The organism is Streptomyces sp. NPDC051243 (assembly GCF_044455405.1).
Classification (GTDB): domain Bacteria; phylum Actinomycetota; class Actinomycetes; order Streptomycetales; family Streptomycetaceae; genus Streptomyces.
This window is the reverse complement of sequence record NZ_JBITES010000002.1, coordinates 518,651-540,347: the sequence shown is the minus strand read 5'-3', so window position 1 is coordinate 540,347 and position 21,697 is coordinate 518,651. Positions and strand designations below refer to the sequence as shown.

Below are 21,697 nucleotides of genomic sequence, written 5' to 3'. Positions count from 1 at the left end.
GCGGGCACGGCCGGCCTCGGCTGCGGGCATTCGCGCCGCCCAACCCCTCGCCCGAACAACCCGTCAGCGCCGGGCCGCGCGCCCCACCCCCGCCTCAGCCCCCACCGGCGCGCCGGCCAGATACGTACGCCGCAGAAACCGCATCAAGGCCTTCGACTCGAACTGCACCACAGAAACCCCATGCGCCGAGTGGAACTCCACAACCGCCTGCACCCGCCCACACGGCCACACCCGTATCTCGCCGCTCTCGGCCGGCGCCCGCAACCCCTGCTCCAGCAGAGAGCGCGAGAACGTCCACTCATGCGCCTCGCGCCCGGGCAGCCGCACCCGCACAGACCGCGGATCGACCTCGGGGTCGTATCTCAGAACGACCGGGACCGCGTCCTGCTCTTCCGCCAGGATGTCCGCGTCCGTGACGATATGGGCTCTCGCATACTGCTCGACTACAGACATCGGACGGCCCCTTACGCTGGGTGACCTGTGCGAAAGCTGTGCCTTCGCTCCCCCTCCAATGTCGCATATCTTCCCGAATGCGCCCTGCCGAGCAGGCATATATCACATGCGCGATAAACAAGCCTCTCGCTCTTGCAAGTAGTTCGCATTAAGCCACTATCATCGAACGGTGCACGTACCTGACGGATTCATAGACGCCCCCACCTCGGTAGCGACCGGGGTGGTCGCCGCCGCCGCGGTCGCCGTGAGCCTGCGCGGCGCCCGGCGTGAGCTCGACGAGCGGACCGCACCGCTGGCCGGCCTGGTGGCCGCGTTCATCTTCGCGGTACAGATGCTGAACTTCCCGGTGGCGGCCGGAACCAGCGGACACCTGCTCGGCGGCGCCCTCGCCGCCATCCTCGTCGGCCCCTGCACCGGCGTCCTGTGCATCTCCGTCGTCCTGCTCATGCAGGGCATCCTCTTCGCGGACGGCGGCCTGACCGCGCTCGGCGTGAACATCACATGCATGGGCATCGTCACGGTGGTCGTGGCGTACGCCCTGTTCCGCGGCCTGGTCAAGGTCCTGCCCCGCACACGCCGCTCGGTGACCGCCGCCTCCTTCGTCGCCGCGCTCGTCTCGGTCCCGGCCTCGGCCCTCGCGTTCACGGCGCTGTACGCCGTCGGCGGCACCACCGACGTCTCGATCGGCAAGGTCGCCACCGCCATGGTCGGCGTGCACCTCCTGATCGGCATCGGCGAGGCCGCGATCACCGCGCTGACCGTCGGCGCCGTCGTCGCCGTACGGCCCGATCTCGTCCACGGCGCCCGCGACCTGCGCCGGCGCCTGCGACTGCGGGTCAACGGCGAGCTGGTCGACGCCCCCGCCAGCGGCCCGGCGGCCGCCCCGGTCGCCGCCCGCTCGGCCCGCAAGGTGTGGGCCGCCGGCCTCGTCGCCTCCCTGGTCCTCGCCGGGTTCGTCAGCTTCTACGCCTCCGCCAGCCCCGACGGCCTGGAGAAGGTCGCCGCCGACAACGGCATCGACAAGAAGGCCGAGGAGCACGCGGCGGCCGACTCCCCGCTCGCGGACTACGGCGTCAAGGACATCACCGACGCCCGCCTCTCCGGCGGTCTCGCGGGTGTCATCGGCGTCGGCGTGACCGTGGTCGCCGGCACCGGCGTCTTCTGGGCGGTGCGCAGGCGCCGTACGGACGACGTCTCTCCGGCGAGCACGACCACGAGCGTCTGACATGGGCGCAGGGCACGCGCACAAGCTCTACCGGCACGGGCACTCGCCCGTGCACGCCCTGCCGCCGCACACCAAGCTCGCGGCGGTCTTCGCCTTCGTGGTCGTGGTCGTGTCCACGCCGCGGGAGGCGATGTGGGCGTTCGGCGGGTACGCCGTATTGCTCGCGCTCGTCGCGTACGCCGCCCGTGTGCCCGCCGGGTTCCTGCTCAAGCGGCTGCTGATCGAGGTGCCGTTCGTCGCGTTCGCGGTGCTGATGCCGTTCGTGGCGGAGGGCGAACGGGTCGAGGTGCTGGGCATGTCGCTGAGCGTCAGCGGGCTGTGGGGGGCCTGGAACGTGCTGGCGAAGGGCACGCTCGGGGTCGCCGCCTCCGTCCTGCTCGCCTCCACGACCGAGCTGCGCGAACTGCTCCTGGGCCTGCAGCGGTTGAGGCTCCCGCCGCTCCTCGTGCAGATCGCCTCCTTCATGATCCGGTACGGCGATGTCATCACGGACGAGATGCGGCGGATGCGCATCGCCCGCGAGTCGCGCGGCTTCGAGGCGAGGGGCGTGCGGCACTGGGGCGTGCTCGCGAAGACGGCGGGGGCCCTCTTCATCCGGTCCTACGAGCGCGGCGAGCGCGTGCATCTGGCCATGGTCAGCCGCGGGTACGCCGGTTCGATGCCGGTGATCGACGAGGTGACCGCGTCCCGGGCGCAGTGGTCGTACGCCCTCGCGCTGCCCTTCGTCGCCCTCCTCGTCTGCGTGGTGGGATGGACCCTATGAGCGACCTTGTCAGCGACCTTGCGAGCGACCCGGTGAGCACCGCTTCCCTCGAGGTGTCCGGCCTCGCCTTCGCCTACCCCGACGGGCATCAGGCCCTGTTCGGCGTGGACTTCCGCGTCGCGCGCGGCGAGCGGGTCGCCCTGCTCGGTCCGAACGGCGCCGGCAAGACGACCCTCGTACTGCACCTCAACGGCATCCTGAGCGGCGGGGTGGGCACGGTGCGGGTGGCCGGGCTGCCCGTGGGCAAGAAGAACATGGCGGAGATCCGGCGCAGGGTCGGCATCGTCTTCCAGGACCCGGACGACCAGCTCTTCATGCCGACCGTGCGCGAGGACGTGGCGTTCGGACCGGCGGCGGCCGGACTGAAGGGACCCGAGCTGGAGGAGCGCGTCGACCAGGCCCTCGCCCGGGTCGGCATGGCGGAGTTCAAGGACCGGCCCCCGCACCACCTCTCCTTCGGCCAGCGGCGCCGGGTCGCGGTCGCGACGGTGCTCGCGATGGAACCGGAGATCCTCGTCCTCGACGAGCCCTCCTCCAATCTCGACCCCGCCTCCCGCCGCGAACTGGCCGACATCCTGCGCTCGTTGGATGTCACCGTCCTGATGGTCACGCACGACCTCCCGTACGCCCTCGAACTGTGCCCGCGCTCCCTGATCCTGAGCGAGGGCACGATCGCCGCGGACGGTCCGACCGGCGAGCTGCTCTCCGACGACGAGCTGATGCGAGCCCACCGCCTGGAGCTGCCGTTCGGCTTCGATCCGCGCTCCGTGACGGGGGTGCCCCCGCGCAAGCCGAGCGAAGCCGGTTCGAGCGTGGGGGAGGGCGCGTGACGACCGAGAAGCCCGCGGACGACGGCGCCTCACTCCTGCTCGACCAGCAGCTGTGCTTCGCGCTGTACGCCGCCCAGCGCGCGGTGACGGCCGCGTACCGCCCGCTTCTCGACGAACTCGGCCTCACCTATCCCCAGTACCTCGTGCTGCTGGTCCTGTGGGAGCGCGGTGAGACGACGGTGAAGGAGCTGGCCGGCGCGCTGCGGCTCGACTACGGCACGGTGTCGCCGTTGCTCAAGCGGCTGGAGGCGGCAGGGCTGGTACGCCGGGAGCGCGCGGCGCGCGACGAGCGCTCGGTGCTGGTCGCGTGCACGGGGCACGGTGAGGCGCTGCGGGAGCGAGCGGCTCGCGTGCCGGGCGCGCTGCTCACGGAGACCGGGCTCGGCGATTCGGAGGTCGCCCGGCTGCGCGAGGAGTTGTGGCAGTTGGCTGCGAAAGCCCAGGCCGCGGCGGACCGCAACCGCTGATCTGCGGTTACCCGCGGTCGCTCCCCCCTGACAACACCAAGCACCCTACCGGCCAGTATCTTGTGCACGATGTACTTGTGTGCACTGCATCTGGGGGAGGGCCAACCATGACCGACGAGGGCACCGCCGTCGACACCCGTCCGACGAAGATCATGTACGTCGCCGAGGCCACCGCACACGGCGGCCGGGACGGCTATGTCACCAGCCAGGACGGCGAGATCGACCTCAAGGTCGCGATGCCCCCGCAGCTGGGCGGCGACGGCAACGGCACCAACCCCGAGCAGCTGTTCGCCGCCGGATACAGCTCCTGCTTCCACAACGCCCTGATCCTGGTCGGCAACCGCGAGGGCTACGACCTCACCGGATCCACGGTCGCGGCGAAGGTCGGCATCGGCCCCAACAAGCACCGCGGCTACGGTCTCGCGGTCGCCCTCAGCGTCTCGCTGCCGGTACTGGACGCGGACATCGCCGCCAAGCTGGTGGACGCGGCGCACGACGTCTGCCCGTACTCCAACGCGACCCGCGGCAACATCGACGTCACGATCCTGCTCGGGTAGCGAGACGTCGGCCACACAACGGAATCCAAGGCCGCGGACCCATGTTGGACTGACTGTCGCAGGCACGGGACAGTTGGTGAGGGAGCACGGGCGTGGACGTGAACGGCACAGTGGCCGAGGGCTTCGAGCCGGTCAGGGAGGCGTTCGCACGGAACTTCGCCATGCTCGGGGAGCGGGGCGCGGCCGTCGCCGTGTACCGGGACGGGCGCAAGGTGCTGAACCATCGCGCCGGGCTCCCGGTCCTGGACCGCCCGCTCACACCGGCGGAGGCGCTGGATCCGCATCGCGGTCCCGAGGCGGTGGCCGCGCAGGCGCCCGCGTGGGAGCCGGGCACCGATCACGGGTACCACGCGCTGACGTACGGCTGGATGCTCGACGAACTGGTCCGGCGCGTGACCGGCCGGTGGGCCGGCGAGTGGCTCGCCGCGGAGGTCACCGGCCCGCTGGGCGCCGAGCTGTGGCTGGGGCTGCCGGAGGCGGAGGCGGGCCGGGTGGGCCGTACCGGCCGGGTCGAGGGCCCGGAGCCGACGGGCGCCCTGCGCGCCCGCCCCAAGCGCTCGGTCACCGAGGCCTACGACGACCCGGACTCCCTGACGCGCCGCGCGTTCGCCGCGATCACCCCCTTCCCGGACCAGAACGACCCCGCCTACCGCGCCGCCGCCCTGCCCGCGACGAACGGCATCGCCACGGCCGACGGTCTGGCCCGTGTCTACGCGGCGCTGATCGGCGAGGTCGACGGCGTACGGCTCTTCGACCCGGCGACGGTGGAACTGGCTCGCTCCGAGGAGTCGGCCGGCCCGGACCGCGTCCTGATCGTGAACACCCGCTTCGGCCTCGGCTACATGCTCCACGGCACCGCGTCCCCGCTGCTGGGCCCCGGCTCCTTCGGCCACCCGGGCCGCGGCGGCGCCCTCGGCTTCGCCGACCCCGAGACGGGCATCGCGTTCGGCTATGTGACGAACGGCTTCCGCAAGACGGTGACGGCGGATCCGAGGGCGCAGGGGTTGGTGCGGGCGGTGAGGACGGCGCTGGGGTGAACGCCGGCACGACAACGCCCTAAAAGGGGCGCGGGGAACTGCGCGACCAGCCACGACGGCGCCGCACCCGCCATACGCCCCATCGAGGCACCCCAGTAGTCCGGCCGCCCAACCGACGGCGTCAAACGTGGATCGGATGCGAGGTCCGCCCAGACGCCTGATCGATCTCCCCATGCGCCTTGGTGAGCAACTGCATGGCGAGCTCGTTCAGCGCCCGCGCCCCGGCGATCTCCTCACCCACCCGTGGCTGATTGGAGTCGGTGTGGTGCCGTGTGGCGTTCCCGTGGGCCCGTACCTCCGAGCCGTCGGGCAGACGCACCATCGCGACCGCCCGGGTGTGCTGGTCGTCCTCCTGGAACTCCAGCTCGACATGCCATCCCACTGCGGTGTGCATCATGACGATCACCTCCGGAAGACCTGCTTCCAGGGTGCGCCCGAGAGGGCACCGAGGACCAGTCGGGCCGGGCACACTTTTACGCATGGCTGACCGTGAACAGGTGTGCGTCTTCTGCGAGATCGTCACCGGCACCGCCGAGGCGCGCGTCGTGCACGAGGACGAGCACACCCTCGCCTTCTTCCCGCTGACACCCGCGACGCGAGGGCACACCCTGGTCGTACCGAAGGCGCACGCCGAGGACCTGTGGGCGATGGACGACATCGCGGCTGAGCACCTGTTCCACACCGTGATGCTGGTGGGCAGGGCGCTCCGTGAGGTCCTCGAACCGGACGGCATGAACGTGGTCAACTCCGCGGGCGCGGTGGCCACTCAGAGTGTCTTCCACACCCATGTGCACCTCGTGCCACGCACCCCCGGCGACACCATGGGTCCCATCTGGCCGCCGAAGGGATCCGGCTTCCGCTACGCGGACGACACCGCGACGGACGCGCTCGCCGCCCGCCTCTCGGCCGCCCTGGCTCACAGCGCGAACACGAGCAGCGCTACGTCGGCCAGCAGCAACGGCGCGTAGAACAACAGCAGCGTCGGCGTCAGCCACACCTCCGGCCAGGGCATCCGGGTCAGGTACGGCGCCACGTTCATGGAGAGCATCTCGACCGTGCTGTCGGGGCTGCGGGCGTCGTCGTAGAGCCGGCGAAAGGCCCGCTCCTGACGCAGGAAGAAGCAGTCCAGGTACCAGAAGCAGAGCAGCGGCACGATGCCGACACCGGCGATCTGCCAGCTCAGCCGGGTCGCGGAGAGCGCGAACAGGCCCGCGGCCAGGGTCAGCACCCAGCCCTTCACCAGGAAGGAGTTGGTGCCGAGCCGGGTGATCGTCGCCTGGATGAACTCCAGGTGCTTGATCCGGTCCGCGCCCAAGGGCGCGCGGTCGCCGACGACCGCCCCCTCCGCGCCTTCCGCCCCCTCGCTCAGCGCAGTCATCCGCCCCGCCCCCTCGGTGAACCTCGCCGGATCGCTGGGCCGATCGTAGTCCCGGAGCAAAGACCACAACTCGGGATCAGTGAGACTCGGCACAGTCCCTTCGGTGACCGCCTTCGTCCTGCTTCCATGGAGATGTCGCGTTCCACGGAGATGTCGCGCGCCGGACCTGGCCCCGCCGCCACCGCCACCTCCCCCGTTCACCGCTCTGGGCCACATCGAGGACATGCGCTGCTGTTTCTCCGCTCACCTCCCCGCCCTCGCGGCCCTGTCGGCCCTCCCCGGCCCCTGCGAGGTGCTGCGCTCCGGCGCGCGCCTCGCCCCCGCCCTGCTGCGGTCGGCGTCCGCCGCCATGCAGCGGGCGCGCTCCCATCACCCCGACGACCTGACCGCCGTCAACCTGGAACTGGTCACCCTCACCGAGGACCGTGCCGTCATCACCTGGTACACCGGCATCCCCGGCACCAACGACGGCCTGGGCCACCCCCTGCCCGCGATCACCGAGGGCGAGGTCGTCTACGGCACCCACCCGTCGCGGCTCGACCGCACCGCCTCCGAGGGCCGGCCGACCGCCCACCACCAGGTCGAACTCACCGACCTGGAGCCCGGGCAGACGTACTACTACCAGGCCCGTTCACGCGGCGTGGCCGCCACGCCCACCCCGCTGCACCTGGTGCGCGGCAACGCGGTGGGCACGTCGACGTTCGGGCTGGGCTCCAGCGGCGGCCCGTACTCCTTCACCACCCCGCAGCCCCCGCCCGGCCGCCTTCTGCTGTCGATCGCGCTCTGCAACGACCTGCACCTCGGCGAGACCACCGCCGGCCTGATCGGTGGTCTGCCGCTGCCGCGCGGGGTGGTCCAGCAGCCGGGGCGCGCGCCCTATCCGGAGCTGATGAGCCGGGCCCTGGTCGAGGAGGCCCGGCGACGCGGGGCCGACGTGCTGCTGGCCGGCGGCGACATCTCGGCGGGCGGCGCGGCCGTCGACCTGCGCGAGGCCCGCCGCATCCTGGACGGCTTCGGCACGCACGGGCGGGACTACTTCGTCGTACGCGGCAACCACGACCGCTCCCCGGACGACGCCTTCCACGCCACGTTCCCGGGCGGCGAAGACGGCACCGGGTTCTTCGCCCACGACCTCGGCGGGCTGCGCGTCATCGGCCTCGACACCTACGCCAAGTCGGGCAACGGCGCCGACGCGGGCGGGCTCGGCCCCGATCAACTGGCGTGGTTCCGGGCCCGGTTGAGGGAGCAGCCGGACCAGCCGACGCTGGTGTTCGGCCACCATCCGCTGACCGTGCGGGACTCCGTGTTCCCGGTGACCCGCGGCCATTGCCTTGAGCGCCGCCAGGCCCGCACGATCGTCGACGCCTACGCGGCCGCGCCCGGCGTCTTCCTCCATCACGCGGGCCACACCCACCGCAACAAGCGCACCCCGCTGGTGCGGGCCCCGCACGTCACGCAGCAGGAGGTCGCCGCCGCCAAGGAGTACCCGGGCGGCTTCACGCTTCTGCGTATCCACTCCGGCGGTTACGCCCTCAACCACTACAAGGCCGACGCCCCGGCGGCCCGCCAGTGGAACGAGCGCAGCCGCCGCGTCGCCGCAGGGCTGTGGCCGCACCACGCCCTGGGCCGCTCGGTCGCGGACCGCAACAGCGTGACGGCGCACGACATGTCAGGCATCACCCCAGCAGCACTGACAGCACAGCGTAAATAGCGCGTAACACCATGTGTTCGTAGGATCAAAGCATGGCGACCCTCTGGGAGCTCATGCGGGACTGCATCCCCGACGACCACGCCCGTCAGGTCACCTCGCGCTACTACGTCGACGAGGTGATGAGCGCCCCCGGCGCACCCGGGCTGGTCGTCGACCTGGGGTGCGGCCGGGGCACGTCCGCCAGGCTGTTCCGCAGGCACGTCCCGGGGGTGCGGTGGGTCGGCGTCGACATCCGGGATTCACCGGAGGCCGGACAGCGCACGCCGGGCGGCGACCCCGTCGTCCACTACGACGGCGTCCACCTTCCCCTGGGCTCCGACTCCCTTCCCCTGATCTACTCCCACCAGGTCTTCGAACACGTCGCCCGCCCGCGCGAACTGCTGGCCGAGATCGCCCGAGTGCTGGAGCCGGGCGGCCGGTTCATCGGATCGACGTCCCAATTCGAGCCGTACCACTCCTTCAGCCTGTGGAACTACACGCCGTACGGCTTCCGGGTCCTGGTCGAGGAGGCGGGCCTGGCACTGCAGGAGATCCGGCCCTCGCTCGACGGGGTCGCGCTGATCATGCGCAGCTACCTCGGCCGGCCGCCCGAGTACAGCCGGTACTGGGACGAGCAGTCCCCGCTGAACACCGAGATCGACCAGTGGGCGACAGAGAACGGCCGCCGCAGGGCGGCCCTGGTGAACCTGCGCAAGCTCACGTACTGCGGCCAGTTCGCGTTCCGCGTGGCCAAGCCGGCGCTCTCCTGAGCCGCTCCTCGAACGGCGTCATCCCGGTGCAAGATCGCGAAACTCGGCGCGCCGCAGGATGATTTGGGGCATTTCCTACTTAATCTCCCTTACGCGCAAGGGGTCGGCAGGCGTAAGGGGTCGACCTTGCCCGCATCGCATCCACCTCACTCCACCGGAGATGACATGCACAAGCTTCGCAAGGCTGCCGTTCTGGTCGCCGCCCTCAGCACCATCGGGCTCGTGGGCGCCGGCACCGCCCACGCCGACGGCCGCGGCTGGGGCGACGGACACCGGGGCGGCGGCAACAAGGTCAAGGTCCAGCAGAGCACCAGCTGCAAGTCCCACGACCTGAACATCGACATCCTCGGCATCGTCGGCGTGCTCAACGGCCTGCTGGGCAACGGGGTCAACGGCGAGGGCCTCTCGGGCAGCCAGAGCAACCACCTCGGCTCGACGATGGGCTGCAACAACAGCGCCTTCAGCGGCTGACAGCCTGACCGTCCGACCGCCTGATCGGCGGGGAAGCCCCGGCCCGAACGGCCGGGGCTTCCTAACTGGCGTGCAGCATCATCCCGATGCCCACCACCAGCAGCGCCGCCGCCGCGATCCGGGCCCTGCCGAACCGCTCCTTGAAGAAGACGGCCCCGATGGCGGCCCCCACGATGATCGAGGACTCCCGCAGCGCCGCGATCGGCGCCAGCTCCGCCTTGGTCTGCGCCCACAGGACCAGCGCGTACGCGGCGACGGACAGCGCGGCGCCCAGCAGCCCCAGCGCGGCGAACGGCCGTAGCACGGAGACGGTTCGAGACCGCCAGCGCCAGAGCGCGTACGCGGGAATCGCGAGCCCCTCGACCACCATCAGCCAGGCGATGTAGCCGAGCGACGATCCGGAGGCGCGTACGCCCAGCCCGTCCAGCACGGTGTACGCCGCGATGCTCAGCCCGGTCGCCAACGCCGCCCCGATCGCCGCCCAGTTGGGCCGGTGCCCGCGCAGCCCCCAGAGCGCCACCCCCGTGAGCCCCGCACAGGACACGGCGATCCCGGCCGCCGCCCAGCCGTCCGGCACCTCGTGCGCGACGACGGCGGCGAGCAGGGCGACCACGAGCGGTGCCGTTCCACGCGCGATGGGGTAGGCCTGCCCGAAGTCACCAAGCCGGAAAGACTTCATGAGCAGCGCGAAGTAGACGATATGAACAATCGCGGAGGCGATCAGATACGGCCACGCCCGCGTCGCCGGGAACACCCCGAAGGGCATCAGAGCCAGCCCGATCAGCACCCCGCCGCCGGCGATGAGCGTGAACCCCACCAGCTTGTCGGTGATTTTGTGCGCGATGGCGTTCCAACTGGCGTGGGTGACGGCCGCCAGCAGGACGGCGGCGGTGACGAGCGGGGTCACGAAGTCGGTGTCTGCTCGCGCACGTCCACGAGTGCGGCACCGGCGTGAGCGACAAGCTCCTTGGGCGCCATGGGAAAGACGGCGTGCGGATTGCCGGCGGCGGCCCATACGACCTCGTGCTCCAGCAGCGCCCGATCGGCGAGCACGCGCGTCCTCGTCCGGTGCCCGAAGGGCGGTACGCCGCCGATGGCGTACCCGGTGGTCTCCCGTACGACGTCGGCCTTGGCCCGCGTGACCTTGTCGGCGCCGAGCTCCTTCCGCACGAGCTCGACGTCGACCCGCGAGGCCCCGTCCATGAGCACCAGCACCGGCTCCCCGTCCACCGAGAAGATCAGCGACTTGCAGATCTGGCTGAGCCCGCACCCGATCGCGGCGGCGGCCTCGACTGCCGTACGGGTCGCGTCCGGGAACCGGCGGACACGGGCGTGCAGTTCCTCCAGGCCCAGCTCTCGCAGGGCCTCGGCGAACCGGGGGTGGGCTCCGGACTCTTCGGCGTCAGTGGCGGCTGTCGTCGTCATGCAGGGCACGCTAGCGGTGCGTGTACGGGACACGCGACCGAGTTCAGCGCCCGGCCGGTCGGACGAGTTCAGTGCCCCAACCGTTCGAAGCGGAACGGCGCGGCCCCGCTCACGGAATCGCCAGGGCGACCAACCAGGCGAGGGGCAGGAAGACCAAGGGAACCGACATCAGCCAGCCCATCCCCGAAGACGTTCGCGATCCGATGAGGACGCAGAACGGCCCCATGAGGAGCACATAGAAGAAGAACACCGCCAAGACGAAGACACCCGCACCCGACCCCAAGGCTTCCTCCCCGCGGTACCCGCCGCGACAAGGCGGCACCCTCTGCGCGGTCCTCCGCGCACCGCAATTTGAACACGTTCAAATGATTCTCGTCCAGTACGCCCCGGCGCCCTCTGCTCGCGCACCCCCAAACACTGCCCTGATGATGGCCATATGTCCCGATACCTGTTCGACAACACGGACGCCCGCACCCCGGACCGCTTCGCCGTCCTGGAGTCCTGCTACGACCAGGCCTCCCGCCGCCAACTCGAACTGACCGGCCTGGCGCCCGGATGGCGGTGTCTGGAAGTCGGCGGTGGTGGCGGCTCGTTGGGCGACTGGCTGGCCGAGAGAGTCGGCCCCGACGGCGAGGTCGTCATCACCGACATCGACCCCCGCTGGGCCGAGTCCCGCCGGCACCCGCCCCAGGTCCGCCTGCTCCACCACGACATCGTCAACGACCCGCTGCCCGGCGACGGCTACGACCTCATCCACGCCCGACTGGTCCTCATCCACCTGCCGGAACGGCACCAGGTCCTCGACCGGCTGGTCACAGCACTGCGCCCAGGGGGCACCTTGGTCCTGGAGGAGTTCGACTGCCACTGGTCGCCGGTGCTCGCGTCTCCGGACGAGGCGTCCACGGCCCTCTTCGACCACGTCCAGGCGGCCCTGCTCGCCCAACTGGAGAAGGCGGGCGCGGACACCCTCTGGGGCCGGCGCGTACTGGGCGCCATGCGGCGGGCGGGCCTGGAGGACGTCACGGCGACGACCTACGCCGAGTCCTGGCAGGGCGGCAGTCCGGGCATCGACCTGCACCGGGTGAACGCCCAGCAGACGGAGGCGGGGCTACTGGCGGACGGCGTGACGGAGGCCGAGCTGCAGCGGTTCTACGCGCTGCTGCGAGACCCGGCGTTCGTGGTCAACTCGCCGCCCTTGATCAGCGCGCGGGGAAGGCGCCGAGGAAGGTAGTCCAGGTGGACGGGGCGACCGTGAGGTGGGGGGCCTCCGGGGTCTTGGAGTCGCGGATGTGGATGGTGGCGGGGGTGGTGGCGACCTCGACGCAGTCGCCGGGTTCCGGTCCGCTGCTGTAGCTGCTCTTGAACCAGCCCAGAGCGACCTCGACGCAGTCGCCGGCCTCGCTGCTGCTGCTGTAGCTGCTCTTGAACCAGTGGAGTTGCGAGGTGCTCATAGTCTCCCCAGCGCTTGCTCGATGAAGGCCTGCGACTCCCTCGGCGTGAGAGCCTGCGCCCGGATCATGCCATAGCGCAATTCAAGGATACGAAGATCCCTGGGGTTTGAGACCGGGCGGCCGTTGAACGCCCCGTCGGAACGTCCGATCGCCGTGCCGTCGGCGAATTTCAGCATCTCGATCAGGCCCGTCATCCCGGCGTGGTCCTCGCGGTCGGTCGGCATGATCTGAAGCGTGACGGTCCGCAACTGCGCTACCTCCAGCAGGTGTTCGAGTTGTCGGCGCAGCACCATCTTGCCTCCGATGGGGCGCTCCAGCGTCACCTGTTCCTGGACGAATCCGAGCGTCGGAGCGGGGTCCCGCTCGAAGACCGACTTTCGGCCCATGCGTGCGGCGGTTTCACGCTCCACCACGTCCGGCGAGTACGCGGGCTGCCGCGTCTCGAACAGCGCCCGCGCATACTCCGGCGTCTGCAACAGGCCATGGATGTTGTGGTTGCTATAGAGCAGCACCTCGACCGCCCGGTCCTCCATCTCCTTCAGCCGCCGCACCTTCTTCGGATACCGAGCCTGCTCCATGTCCCACTTGAACGCCTTGAGATGGCCCTGCGCCTTCAGGACGCCGTCCGCCTTGTCCAGGAACTCCGGCCGGGGAATCCGCTGCCCCCGCTCCATCTTGCGGATCATGTCCTCGCCGTAGCCCATGATCTCCCCGAATTCGGCGACCCGCAGCCCTGCCGCTTCCCGGCACACCTTGAGCAGCCGCCCCACCGCCTGGACCACGGGCTCGATCTCGTCCCCCGGCTCGACATCCCAACCGGCCTCATCCACCTGGTCGTTCACAGTCACCCACCTCCGACGCGCACACGTACCCGTACAACCCGTGAGACAGCCGAGACAGCACGAGACAAACTGGGGACAGTCCCGCTACGCACAGCCGCGATCACTCACCCAGGGAAACCGATCACGCCACTCTGAGTGACATGAACCGCGAGATGACTGCCCCTGAAAACGAACTCACCCACACCATCCGCAACTTCAGCGTTCTCCTGTCCCCAACTCCCCGCGGCGCCCGCCTCGCCCGCCTCCTCGCCAGGGAACAGCTCCGCAGCTGGGGACTCCCGCTGGACCCGGCGGAGCAGATCGTCGCCGAGCTGGCCGACAACGCGTCGACCCACGGCCGCGTCCCCGGCCGCGACTTCCGCCTGACCCTCTACGTCGTCGCCGACACCCTCCGCATCGAGGTCACGGACACCCGCGCCGACCTCCTGCCCCGGCGCACGCCGACGGCCCCGGACGCCGAGTCCGGTCGGGGCCTGCTCCTGGTGGAGGCGTTGGCCGACCGGTGGGGTGCGGCGCCGGGGCCGTATCCGCGCAAGACGGTGTGGGCCGAGGTGTGCGTCAGGAGTGGTACAGCACTCGCACGACCATCGTGTCCGCCGGCAGGTCCTGCAGGTAGGCGTTGGACCACTGCCGGTAGCCGGGGCCGCCGTACTCGACCCAGCGGCCGTCCAGGGTGAGCGTGGCCGGGGTGGGGAGCGCCTCGGCGACGTGTTCCGCGATGTACGCCTCCAGGTCCGTGCCGAACGAGGCGTACGGGTCGTGGGGGAACCGGTCCCTCAGCTCCGGGTCTTCGGCGAGGGCCCGCAGCACCGACTCCCGACCGCTGTGGCGGTCGGCGAACCGCCGCCAGTCGTCCCACCGGTCTGCGGCCTCACGGGCCGCCTCCGCCCGGTCGATGTCGAGGTCGAGCAGTCCGCGCGGCCCCCCGTGGCACCGCGATCGGGGCAGTTCCTCGGGCGGCTCCGTCCACTCGTCGTGCCGGACGAGACGGGGGTCGTCCTCGTGCCCCGGCAGGACGGCGAACGTCCACCTGCCGCCGGAGATGAACCAGTAGTCCCACTCCCCCACCCAGTCCGGGTGAGGGATGTCCTCACGGTTGTAGTCGTACGGCGCCATGGCCCGCCCGATCGCCCGGCGCAGCGACTCGGGGGCCTCCGGGTCGCAGGGTGGCACACAGACGGTGACACGTGCTTTGGCCATGGCTCATCATCGCAGCCAGCCATTGTGTACACATGGAACACAACGTACATTTGGTACATGACCCAGCTGCTCATAGAGTCCATCCGTGACGTACGCGCGCACTTGGCCGAGGTGGTCGAGCGGGCCGACCGCGATGACACGCCTACGGTCATCACCCGGCGCGGCAAGCAGGTAGCCGTGGTCGTGTCGATAGAGGTCCTTCGCAAGTACCAGGAATGGGAAGAGCGCGAGATCAACCGGATCATCGACGAGCGCATGGCGAATCCGGCCGTCGGTATCCCGATCGAGGACGTCATGAGGGAAACGCTGGAGCGCGGTGAGTAGCAGCTGCCGCACCGTCTTCCGGCCGGAGGCTCAGGCGGAGCTTCGCAAGATCCCCCGGGACATGGCACTCCGCATCCTGGTCAAGCTCACGGAACTGGAAACCGACCCGCTCGGGTTCAACACCACCGCGCTTGCCTCACAGCCGGACCGTCGCCGACTCCGCGTCGGTGATTACCGCGTCATCTACACGATCGACAACGGAGAGCTGGTGGTCCGGGTCGTTCACGTCGGATACCGCTCCACGGTCTACGACAGCTGACGCTGCCGGAGTAAGCCGGTGAGGGCACCCCGTCCCCACGGAGCCCTCACCGGCTGGCCTACTTCAATCGTGGCCGGTCAGACGCGTACCAGCTCGCGGTCCCCGTCCTGCTCGCCGGACTCGGCCTCCGTACGCAGCCCCTCGCCCTCCACGTCCACATTCGGCAGCACCCGGTCCAGCCACTTCGGCAGCCACCAGGCCTTCTTGCCGAGCAGGGCCAGGACGGCCGGGACGATGGCCATGCGGACGACGAACGCGTCGAAGAAGACGGCGATCGCGAGGCCGAAGCCGATCATCTTCACCATCGACTCGCCGGCGCCGATGAAGCCCCCGAAGACCGCCATCATGATGATCGCCGCCGCTGTGACGACCCTCGCGCCGTGCTTGAAGCCCGTCACGACCGCCTGGGTCGGCCGCTCGCCGTGGACGTAGGCCTCGCGCATCCGGGTCACGAGGAACACCTCGTAGTCCATCGCCAGACCGAAGACGATGCCCACCATGAAGATCGGCGTCATCGACATGATCGGGCCGGTCTCCTCGACGCCGATCAGGTCGGCGAGCCAGCCCCACTGGAAGACCGCGACCACGGCTCCCAGGGCGGCCATCACGCTCAGCAGGAAGCCCAGGGCCGCCTTCAGCGGGACCAGGATCGAGCGGAAGACCACGATCAGGAGCAGGAAGGCCAGGCCCACGACCAGGATCAGGTACGGGATCAACGCGTCGTTCATCTTCTGCGAGACGTCGATGTTCATCGCGGTCGTACCGGTGACGTAGACGTTCGCGCCGCTGTCCGCCTTGGTCTCCGCGCCCGTGTCGCGAATGGTGTGCACCAGGCCCTCAGTGGTCGTCGAGGACGGCTTGGAGTCGGGGACCACGGTGATCACCGCGGTGTCGCCGGCCTTGTTGGGCGCCGCCGGGGACACCGTCACGACGTTGTCCAGGCCCTTGATCTCGTCGCCGACGTCGATGAAGGCCGCCTGCGGGTTGTCGCTGTCCTTGGCGTCGACCACGACCATCAGCGGACCGTTGAAGCCGGGGCCGAAGCCCTCCGAGAGCAGGTCGTAGGCGCGGCGCTGGGTCGTGGAGGTGGGCTGGGAGCCGTCGTCCGGGAGGCCCAGTTCGAGCGAGGCCGCCGGGATGGCCGCGGCGCCCAGACCGATCACGCCCGTCAGGAGGACGGCCACGGGACGGCGTACGACGAAGCTCGCCCAGCGTGTGCCCATGTTCGGGCGGCCCGCCTCCCCGGCCCCCTGCTTGGCCGCCTTCTTGGCCGCGCGCCCGCCGCCGAGCAGCCTGCTCTTCTCGCCCGCCGGGCGCACCCTGCGGCCCGAGTAGCCGAGCAGCGCCGGGACCATGGTCAGCGCGATCAGGACCGCGATGGCGACCGTGCCCGCCGCCGCGAGGCCCATCTTCGTCAGCATCGGGACGTTGACGACCGACAGACCGGCCAGGGCGATGACGACCGTGAGGCCGGCGAAGACCACCGCCGAGCCCGCCGTGCCGACGGCCCGTCCCGCCGCCTCCTCGCGCTCGCGGCCCTCGGCCAGCTCGCCGCGGTAGCGGGAGACGATGAACAGCGCGTAGTCGATGCCGACCGCCAGGCCGATCATCAACGCCAGGGTGGACGTCGTGTCGCCGAGGTCGAACGTGCTCGCCAGGGCGGTGATCGTCGCCACCCCGATGCCCACGCCGATGATCGCGGTCAGCAGTGGCAGACCCGCCGCGAGCAGCGAACCGAAGGTGATGACCAGGACCACCGCGGCGACCGCGATGCCGATGATCTCCGAGGCGGCGCTCTCGGCCGGGGCCTGCAGCGCGTCACCGCCGACCTCGACGGTCAGCCCGGCGTCCCGGGCGTGCTGCGCGGCCTCCTCCAGGGCGTCCCTGGTGGATTCCGCCAGCTCCATGCCGGGGACCTGGTACGACACCGACGCGTACGCGACCGTGCCGTCCTTGCTGACGGCGTTCGCGGTGTACGGGTCGGCGACGGAGGCGACCTCGGAGCCGTCCTTCAGCTCCCGCACGGTCTTCTCGACGGTCGCCTTGTTGCCGGAGTCGGTCATCTTCTCTCCGGCGGGTGCCTTGAAGACGACGCGGGCGGTCCCTCCGTCGGCGGTCATGCCGGGGAAGCGTTCGTCCAGCAGGTCGAAGGCCTTCTGGGCCTCGGTGCCGGGGATCGAGAAGGAGGTGGTGCCGGGCGAGGGGGCGCCGGCCGCGCCGACGCCGGCGAGGGTGAGCAGGGCCACCCATATCAGGGCGACGAAGTGTCGTCGCCGGAAGGAAAGCCGGCCGAGTTTGTAGAGGAACGTGGCCACGGAGGCGTCTCCCGGTCAGGTCGTGGGGTCGGGTACTTGGGCAGGGGTGATCAGCCCGACGACGTGAGCGGATACGTCAGGTGGAGGGCGTGCTGGGGAAGGGTCAGTCGGTCGGAGCGCCGAGGGCGGGGAGGACCACGGCGTCGATGTACGAGGTGAGGAAGGCCTGCGTCGGCGGCTGGTCGTCGATCAGCGTGCGCGTGGCGAACGCGCCGACGACCATGTGCACCACGTAGTCCAGCGCCGGGCAGTCGGCGCGGACCTCGCCGCGGTCGACGGCCCGTTGGACCACGCAGTGGAACTCCTCCATCTCCGGTTCGACCAGCAGTTCCTTGAACGCGGCGAGGAGGTCCGGGTTGCCGTGCACCGCCATGAACAGACCGCGCATCAGCGCGGCGTTCTGCTGCATGGTGCAGTCGTCCTCACGCGCGGTGAGGGCGTGCAGGTCGCCCCGCAGGGTCCCGGTGTCGATGTCGGAGATACTGCCCGGCTTGTTGTGCCGGATCGCCTTCGCGACCAGCTCCGGCTTGCCGCCCCACTGGCGGTAGAGCGTCGCCTTGCTGGACCGGGTGCGGGCCGCCACGGCGTCCATGGTGAGGGCGTCGTAGCCGACCTCCCGGAGCAGGTCGAGCACGGCGCCGTACAACTCGGCCTCGCGCTCGGGGGTGATACGACTGCGCCGCGCTGTTGCCGCCTCGGTCACGGTCCTCACCTTCCTTCCCACTCCGAACGACACGGTTTCGTACACGACGAATGTAGCGCAATCCTCCAGCGAAACGAAACGGTTTCGTTCGCGTTGTGGTTCACGCCGACCCTTCTGTCCCGACTTGCTCAGATAACTCCACAGGAAAAGCATGGGGACGTGAGCTATCTGCGCCTGCCGCACCTCCATGACGACCTGCTTTGCTTCGTGGCCGAGGACGACCTGTGGCTCGCCCCCCTCGACGGCCCCGGCCGCGCCTGGCGGCTCACCGTGGACCGGACCAAGATCGGCCACCCCCGCTTCTCCCCCGACGGGGAGCGGATCGCGTACACGAGCTGGCGCAGCCTGGTCCCCGAGATCCACCTGGTCCCGGTGGACGGCGGACCGGCGCGCCAGCTCACCCACTGGGGCTCGCCGGACACCCAGGTGTGCGGCTTCACCCCCGACGGCGTGATCCTCGCCGTCGCCTCCCACGGCGAGCCCTTCTCCCACTTCACCTGGGCCTACAAGCTCAGCCTCGGCGGCGACCCCGGCCGCAAACTCCCCTGGGGCCCGTGCTCCGACATCCAGGTCGCCGACATCGAGGGCGAACGCAAGACCCTCCTCCTCACCGGCACCCCGCCACACGAACCGGCCGCCTGGAAGCGCTACCGGGGCGGGGCCACGGGCCGCCTCTGGCTGCACGGCGAACGCCTGCTCGCCGACATCGGCGGCCATCTGCACTCCCCCATGTTCGTCGGCGGCCGCATCGCCTTCCTCTCCGACCACGAGGGCGTCGGCAACCTCTACTCGTGCGCGTACGACGGCTCCGACCTGCGCCGCCACACCGACCACGACGCCTTCTACGCCCGGCACGCCTCCAGTGACGGCACCCGGGTGGTGTACCAGTGCGCGGGCGACCTGTGGATCGTGGACGACCTCGCCGCGGACAGCAAGCCGCGCAAGCTGGAGGTACGGCTGAGCGGGCCGCGCGCCGGCCGCCGTACGTATCAGGTACCCGCCGCCCAGCACGTCGACGGCATCTCCGTGGACGAGACGGGCCGCGCGAGCGCCGTCGTCGTACGCGGCAGCCTGTACTGGCTCACCCACCGGGACGGCCCGGCCCGCACGATCACCGACACCCCGGGCGTACGCGTCCGGCTTCCGGAGATGCTCGGCTCGGTCGGCCAGGTCGCCTATGTGACGGACGCGGAGGGCGAGGACGCGATCGAGATCGCCTACCTGCCACGCGCGACGGGCGACCGCGAACCGCGCCGACTGGCCTCCGGCGAAGTGGGCCGGGTCCTGGAGATGGTCGCCGACCCGAACGGAGAACGCCTCGCGCTCGCCTCGCACGACGGACGGCTCCTGCTCCTCGACGTGACCGAGGACTCGAACGGCGAGGTCACGGAGCTGATCCAGTCGATCAACGGCCCGGTACGGGACCTGGCGTTCTCCCCGGACGGCACCTGGCTGACCTGGTCGCACCCCGGGATCGGCCGTTCCCTGCGCCAGATCAAACTGGCCCGCATAAAGGACCGTTTGATCGTCGACGTCACCAACGGCCGTTTCGAGGACGAGAACCCGGTGTTCACCCGGGACGGCCGCTACCTCGCCTTCCTCTCCTGGCGCGGCTTCGACCCGGTGTACGACGTCCACACCGGGGACCTCTCCTTCCCGCTGGGCTGCCGCCCCTACCTGGTCCCCCTGTCCTCCGCGACCCCCTCCCCCTTCGCCCTCAACCCCGAGGGCCGCCCGGCGGCCGGCGGCCTGGACCCGGTGGAGGACGAGGAGGGCGCGGACGCCGGAACCACGACCGTCGAGGTCGAGGGCCTGGAGAGCCGGGTCACCCCCTTCCCGGTCACCGCCTCCAAGTACTCCGCGCTGTACCCGGTCGCGGGCGGCGGACTGGTCTGGCTGCGCTGGCCGATCTCGGGCGCGCTCGGCGAGACGTTCGCCAACCCGGACGACATCAGCGGCCGACCCACCCTCGAGCACTTCAACATCAGCAAGTCGAAGAAGTCCGAACTCATCGAGCACCTCGACTGGTTCGCGGTGAGCGGCGACGGCACCCGGCTGGTCCTGCTCGACGAGGGCGACCTGCGGGCGGTGCCCGCCACCGAGTCCGGCGACAGCGACACCACGGTCTGGATCGACTCACGGCGCATCCTGCACGAGGTGGACCCGACGGCGGAGTGGCGACAGGCGTACGAGGAGGCGGGCCGCCTGATCCGGGCGTACTTCTGGGAACCGGAGATGTGCGGCATCGACTGGGACGGGGTGCTCGCCCAGTACCGCCCGCTGGTCGACCGCGTGGCCTCCCCCGACGAGTTCGCGGACCTGCTGCGCGAGCTGCTCGGCGAACTGGGCACCTCCCACGCCTACGTGACGGCCGCCCGCCGCAACGAGGGCCCGCCCCACTACCAGCGCTGGCAGGGCCTGCTGGGCGCCAACTTCGTCCGCAGGGACGAGGGCTGGATGGTCAAGCGCATCCTCCCCGGCGAGTCCTCCGACTCCAAGGCCCGCTCCCCGCTGGCGGGCACGGGCATCCGGGAGGGCGCGGTGCTCACCCACGTCGACGGCCGTCCCGTGGACCCGGTCTCTGGCCCGTACCCGTTGCTGGCCGGCTCCGGCGGTACGACCGTGGAGCTCACCTTCACCCCCTCGGAAGGCGAGGCGGGCAGGGCACGGCGCGTGGCGGTGGTCCCCCTGATCGACGAGCGGCCGCTGCGCTACCAGGACTGGGTGGCCAAACGGCGTGCGGTCGTACGGGAGTTGAGCGGCGGCCGCTGCGGCTACCTGCACATCCCCGACATGGGCGGCTCCGGCTGGGCCCAGTTCAACCGGGACCTGCGGATGGAGATGTCCCGACCCGCACTGATCGTCGACGTACGCGGCAACGCGGGCGGCCACATCAGCGAGCTGGTCGTGGAGAAGCTGACCCGCGTGATCCTGGGCTGGGACCTCACGCGCAACGCCCAGCCGGTGTCGTACACCTCGAACGCCCCGCGCGGCCCGATCGTCGCCCTCGCCGACGAGGCGACCTCATCGGACGGCGACATGATCACGGCGGCCTTCAGACTCCTGAAGCTCGGCCCGGTGGTCGGCCAGCGCACCTGGGGCGGAGTCGTCGGCATGACCGGCCGCCACCGCCTCGGCGACGGCACGGTGATCACGGTCCCGATGAACGCGGCCTGGTTCGACGCCTACGGCTGGGGCGTCGAGAACAAGGGCGTGACCCCGGACGTGGAGGTCCTCCGCACACCCCTGGACTGGGCAGAGGGACGCCACGCCCAACTGAAGGATGCGGTGGAGTTGGCCCTGGAACTGTTGGAGACGAATCCTCCGGCAACTCCCCCGGACTACGCACACGTACCGGACCGGTCAAGACCGAAATTGCCGCCACGCCCTTGAGGGGCGGCTGGGCATCCGACCCAGGGGCGCGGGGCTGTATCGATTTGCGGCTCCGCCGCGTGGGCGCGACAAGCCCCCACCGGCCCGCACCCGAAACGCGAACGCGGGGCGCCCCAATCCAGGGGGCGCCCCGCGCTCAGTGTC

26 protein-coding genes are annotated in these 21,697 nt (G+C 70.6%); 15 read left to right on the top strand and 11 right to left on the bottom strand.

From position 1 onward, the window contains the following. Positions 1-63 precede the first annotated feature (63 nt). Positions 64-453, bottom strand: a complete 390-nt coding sequence (locus ACIBAG_RS06385; protein ID WP_399101578.1) for an SsgA family sporulation/cell division regulator — start codon at positions 451-453, stop codon at positions 64-66. Between the two features lie 169 nt (positions 454-622). On the opposite strand from ACIBAG_RS06385, the gene ACIBAG_RS06380 reads away from it, so the two are divergent. The 6 genes from ACIBAG_RS06380 to ACIBAG_RS06355 all read left to right on the top strand — a co-directional run bounded on the left by ACIBAG_RS06380 (position 623) and on the right by ACIBAG_RS06355 (position 5,332). Next, complete coding sequence (locus ACIBAG_RS06380; protein WP_399101576.1) at positions 623-1,678, top strand: energy-coupling factor ABC transporter permease; 1,056 nt, start codon at positions 623-625, stop codon at positions 1,676-1,678. 1 nt (position 1,679) lies between these two features. Next, positions 1,680-2,441, top strand: coding sequence for a cobalt ECF transporter T component CbiQ (gene cbiQ, locus ACIBAG_RS06375; protein WP_399101574.1), 762 nt, complete (start codon positions 1,680-1,682; stop codon positions 2,439-2,441). Further along, positions 2,438-3,271 (top strand): energy-coupling factor ABC transporter ATP-binding protein, encoded by an 834-nt coding sequence (locus ACIBAG_RS06370; protein WP_399101573.1) that lies wholly within the window; start codon positions 2,438-2,440, stop codon positions 3,269-3,271. Before cbiQ ends, ACIBAG_RS06370 begins: the two co-directional genes overlap by 4 nt. Beyond that, a complete protein-coding gene (locus ACIBAG_RS06365) occupies positions 3,268-3,738 on the top strand; it encodes a MarR family winged helix-turn-helix transcriptional regulator (protein WP_399101571.1) in 471 nt (156 codons plus the stop codon). Before ACIBAG_RS06370 ends, ACIBAG_RS06365 begins: the two co-directional genes overlap by 4 nt. A gap of 107 nt (positions 3,739-3,845) precedes the next feature. After that, complete coding sequence (locus ACIBAG_RS06360) at positions 3,846-4,295, top strand: organic hydroperoxide resistance protein (protein WP_399101569.1); 450 nt, start codon at positions 3,846-3,848, stop codon at positions 4,293-4,295. Positions 4,296-4,387: 92 nt separating this feature from the next. Further along, positions 4,388-5,332, top strand: a complete 945-nt coding sequence (locus ACIBAG_RS06355) for a serine hydrolase domain-containing protein (RefSeq protein ID WP_399101567.1) — start codon at positions 4,388-4,390, stop codon at positions 5,330-5,332. A 121-nt stretch (positions 5,333-5,453) separates the two neighbouring features. Here the strand turns inward: ACIBAG_RS06355 and ACIBAG_RS06350 are convergent, their stop codons facing one another. Next, entirely contained in the window at positions 5,454-5,729 is a 276-nt protein-coding gene (locus ACIBAG_RS06350) for a DUF1876 domain-containing protein (protein WP_031487574.1), read from the bottom strand. Positions 5,730-5,811: 82 nt separating this feature from the next. Between ACIBAG_RS06350 and ACIBAG_RS06345 the strand changes: the two genes are divergently transcribed. Further along, on the top strand, positions 5,812-6,300 hold the full coding sequence (locus tag ACIBAG_RS06345) for an HIT family protein (RefSeq protein WP_399101564.1): 489 nt from the start codon (positions 5,812-5,814) through the stop codon (positions 6,298-6,300). Here the strand turns inward: ACIBAG_RS06345 and ACIBAG_RS06340 are convergent. After that, entirely contained in the window at positions 6,249-6,710 is a 462-nt protein-coding gene (locus ACIBAG_RS06340) for a hypothetical protein (RefSeq protein WP_399101562.1), read from the bottom strand. The genes ACIBAG_RS06345 and ACIBAG_RS06340 overlap by 52 nt on opposite strands. Before the next feature lie 223 nt (positions 6,711-6,933). Here ACIBAG_RS06340 and ACIBAG_RS06335 point away from each other — a divergent pair, with 223 nt between their 5' ends. The 3 genes from ACIBAG_RS06335 to ACIBAG_RS06325 all read left to right on the top strand — a co-directional run bounded on the left by ACIBAG_RS06335 (position 6,934) and on the right by ACIBAG_RS06325 (position 9,641). After that, positions 6,934-8,421, top strand: coding sequence for a metallophosphoesterase (locus tag ACIBAG_RS06335; protein ID WP_399101560.1), 1,488 nt, complete (start codon positions 6,934-6,936; stop codon positions 8,419-8,421). Between the two features lie 32 nt (positions 8,422-8,453). After that, positions 8,454-9,170, top strand: coding sequence for a class I SAM-dependent methyltransferase (locus tag ACIBAG_RS06330; protein WP_399101558.1), 717 nt, complete (start codon positions 8,454-8,456; stop codon positions 9,168-9,170). A gap of 165 nt (positions 9,171-9,335) precedes the next feature. Beyond that, entirely contained in the window at positions 9,336-9,641 is a 306-nt protein-coding gene (locus ACIBAG_RS06325) for a hypothetical protein (RefSeq protein WP_399101556.1), read from the top strand. A 61-nt stretch (positions 9,642-9,702) separates the two neighbouring features. Here ACIBAG_RS06325 and ACIBAG_RS06320 read toward each other — a convergent pair whose 3' ends face one another. From ACIBAG_RS06320 to ACIBAG_RS06310, 3 genes are all read right to left on the bottom strand, one after another. Further along, positions 9,703-10,548: an EamA family transporter gene (locus ACIBAG_RS06320; RefSeq protein ID WP_399101554.1), complete on the bottom strand. Its 846-nt coding sequence runs from the start codon at positions 10,546-10,548 to the stop codon at positions 9,703-9,705. Continuing rightward, entirely contained in the window at positions 10,545-11,066 is a 522-nt protein-coding gene (locus ACIBAG_RS06315) for a YbaK/EbsC family protein (protein WP_399101552.1), read from the bottom strand. Before ACIBAG_RS06315 ends, ACIBAG_RS06320 begins: the two co-directional genes overlap by 4 nt. 109 nt (positions 11,067-11,175) lie before the next feature. Further along, entirely contained in the window at positions 11,176-11,349 is a 174-nt protein-coding gene (locus ACIBAG_RS06310) for a hypothetical protein (protein ID WP_399101551.1), read from the bottom strand. A 153-nt stretch (positions 11,350-11,502) separates the two neighbouring features. Between ACIBAG_RS06310 and ACIBAG_RS06305 the strand changes: the two genes are divergently transcribed. Next, a complete protein-coding gene (locus ACIBAG_RS06305; protein WP_399101549.1) occupies positions 11,503-12,297 on the top strand; it encodes a methyltransferase in 795 nt (264 codons plus the stop codon). Here ACIBAG_RS06305 and ACIBAG_RS06300 read toward each other — a convergent pair. After that, complete coding sequence (locus ACIBAG_RS06300) at positions 12,266-12,517, bottom strand: DUF397 domain-containing protein (protein WP_399101547.1); 252 nt, start codon at positions 12,515-12,517, stop codon at positions 12,266-12,268. The genes ACIBAG_RS06305 and ACIBAG_RS06300 overlap by 32 nt on opposite strands. Beyond that, on the bottom strand, positions 12,514-13,359 hold the full coding sequence (locus ACIBAG_RS06295) for a helix-turn-helix transcriptional regulator (protein ID WP_399101545.1): 846 nt from the start codon (positions 13,357-13,359) through the stop codon (positions 12,514-12,516). Before ACIBAG_RS06295 ends, ACIBAG_RS06300 begins: the two co-directional genes overlap by 4 nt. A gap of 140 nt (positions 13,360-13,499) precedes the next feature. On the opposite strand from ACIBAG_RS06295, the gene ACIBAG_RS06290 reads away from it, so the two are divergent. Beyond that, on the top strand, positions 13,500-14,036 hold the full coding sequence (locus ACIBAG_RS06290; RefSeq protein WP_399101543.1) for an ATP-binding protein: 537 nt from the start codon (positions 13,500-13,502) through the stop codon (positions 14,034-14,036). Here ACIBAG_RS06290 and ACIBAG_RS06285 read toward each other — a convergent pair. Continuing rightward, positions 13,918-14,559, bottom strand: coding sequence for a hypothetical protein (locus ACIBAG_RS06285; protein WP_399101541.1), 642 nt, complete (start codon positions 14,557-14,559; stop codon positions 13,918-13,920). The two genes, ACIBAG_RS06290 and ACIBAG_RS06285, sit on opposite strands and share 119 nt — an antisense overlap. Before the next feature lie 57 nt (positions 14,560-14,616). On the opposite strand from ACIBAG_RS06285, the gene ACIBAG_RS06280 reads away from it, so the two are divergent. Next, positions 14,617-14,883, top strand: a complete 267-nt coding sequence (locus ACIBAG_RS06280; protein ID WP_399101539.1) for a type II toxin-antitoxin system Phd/YefM family antitoxin — start codon at positions 14,617-14,619, stop codon at positions 14,881-14,883. Continuing rightward, on the top strand, positions 14,876-15,142 hold the full coding sequence (locus ACIBAG_RS06275; RefSeq protein WP_399101537.1) for a type II toxin-antitoxin system RelE/ParE family toxin: 267 nt from the start codon (positions 14,876-14,878) through the stop codon (positions 15,140-15,142). The genes ACIBAG_RS06280 and ACIBAG_RS06275 overlap by 8 nt, the downstream gene beginning before the upstream one ends. Before the next feature lie 77 nt (positions 15,143-15,219). Here the strand turns inward: ACIBAG_RS06275 and ACIBAG_RS06270 are convergent, their stop codons facing one another. Both ACIBAG_RS06270 and ACIBAG_RS06265 read right to left on the bottom strand, forming a co-directional pair. After that, entirely contained in the window at positions 15,220-17,457 is a 2,238-nt protein-coding gene (locus tag ACIBAG_RS06270) for an MMPL family transporter (RefSeq protein ID WP_399101535.1), read from the bottom strand. Between the two features lie 103 nt (positions 17,458-17,560). After that, positions 17,561-18,160 (bottom strand): TetR/AcrR family transcriptional regulator, encoded by a 600-nt coding sequence (locus ACIBAG_RS06265; RefSeq protein WP_399101533.1) that lies wholly within the window; start codon positions 18,158-18,160, stop codon positions 17,561-17,563. 159 nt (positions 18,161-18,319) lie between these two features. On the opposite strand from ACIBAG_RS06265, the gene ACIBAG_RS06260 reads away from it, so the two are divergent. Next, complete coding sequence (locus ACIBAG_RS06260) at positions 18,320-21,553, top strand: S41 family peptidase (RefSeq protein WP_399101531.1); 3,234 nt, start codon at positions 18,320-18,322, stop codon at positions 21,551-21,553. The last annotated feature ends 144 nt before the right edge of the window (positions 21,554-21,697 follow it).

Coding starts and splice junctions, on each gene's coding strand:
- ACIBAG_RS06360 (WP_399101569.1), top strand. CDS start 3,846: ATGACCGACGAGGGCACCGCCGTCGACACCCGTCCGACGAAGATCATG.
- ACIBAG_RS06300 (WP_399101547.1), bottom strand. CDS start 12,517: ATGAGCACCTCGCAACTCCACTGGTTCAAGAGCAGCTACAGCAGCAGC.
- ACIBAG_RS06345 (WP_399101564.1), top strand. CDS start 5,812: ATGGCTGACCGTGAACAGGTGTGCGTCTTCTGCGAGATCGTCACCGGC.
- ACIBAG_RS06370 (WP_399101573.1), top strand. CDS start 2,438: ATGAGCGACCTTGTCAGCGACCTTGCGAGCGACCCGGTGAGCACCGCT.
- ACIBAG_RS06315 (WP_399101552.1), bottom strand. CDS start 11,066: ATGACGACGACAGCCGCCACTGACGCCGAAGAGTCCGGAGCCCACCCC.
- ACIBAG_RS06285 (WP_399101541.1), bottom strand. CDS start 14,559: ATGGCCAAAGCACGTGTCACCGTCTGTGTGCCACCCTGCGACCCGGAG.
- ACIBAG_RS06330 (WP_399101558.1), top strand. CDS start 8,454: ATGGCGACCCTCTGGGAGCTCATGCGGGACTGCATCCCCGACGACCAC.
- ACIBAG_RS06350 (WP_031487574.1), bottom strand. CDS start 5,729: ATGATGCACACCGCAGTGGGATGGCATGTCGAGCTGGAGTTCCAGGAG.
- cbiQ (WP_399101574.1), top strand. CDS start 1,680: ATGGGCGCAGGGCACGCGCACAAGCTCTACCGGCACGGGCACTCGCCC.
- ACIBAG_RS06385 (WP_399101578.1), bottom strand. CDS start 453: ATGTCTGTAGTCGAGCAGTATGCGAGAGCCCATATCGTCACGGACGCG.
- ACIBAG_RS06340 (WP_399101562.1), bottom strand. CDS start 6,710: ATGACTGCGCTGAGCGAGGGGGCGGAAGGCGCGGAGGGGGCGGTCGTC.
- ACIBAG_RS06280 (WP_399101539.1), top strand. CDS start 14,617: ATGACCCAGCTGCTCATAGAGTCCATCCGTGACGTACGCGCGCACTTG.
- ACIBAG_RS06290 (WP_399101543.1), top strand. CDS start 13,500: ATGAACCGCGAGATGACTGCCCCTGAAAACGAACTCACCCACACCATC.
- ACIBAG_RS06335 (WP_399101560.1), top strand. CDS start 6,934: ATGCGCTGCTGTTTCTCCGCTCACCTCCCCGCCCTCGCGGCCCTGTCG.
- ACIBAG_RS06305 (WP_399101549.1), top strand. CDS start 11,503: ATGTCCCGATACCTGTTCGACAACACGGACGCCCGCACCCCGGACCGC.
- ACIBAG_RS06325 (WP_399101556.1), top strand. CDS start 9,336: ATGCACAAGCTTCGCAAGGCTGCCGTTCTGGTCGCCGCCCTCAGCACC.